General features: G+C 39.4%; 1 protein-coding gene. It reads left to right on the top strand.

What is annotated here, in order from left to right:
* Positions 1-53: 53 nt before the first annotated feature.
* A partial coding sequence (locus tag AAEZ22_RS18630; protein WP_352298577.1) for a TIGR02647 family protein occupies positions 54-236 on the top strand: 183 nt, incomplete at its 3' end.

The following is a 236-nucleotide window of genomic DNA, read 5'->3' on the forward strand; positions in this document are numbered from 1 at the left end:
GGGTAAGTAAGACAACATAAGTAAAACACAGAACAATAAAAAGGTGAACAGATATGCTATTTAATCAAACAATGATTGACGAATTTACACTACTAGCAAAATTTCCACGCGAGAGCAAAATGCAGGGAATTAAACTTCATTCTGATGCTGAGCCGGCTTTGTTAAGTGCTGCACAGCGTTTGTTTAATAAGGGAGTGATAGACAGCCCAGATGGTGGCTATTTAACCGAACTGGGC

It is taken from the genome of Pseudoalteromonas sp. 20-MNA-CIBAN-0454 (assembly GCF_040308685.1).
Lineage (GTDB): Bacteria > Pseudomonadota > Gammaproteobacteria > Enterobacterales > Alteromonadaceae > Pseudoalteromonas > Pseudoalteromonas nigrifaciens.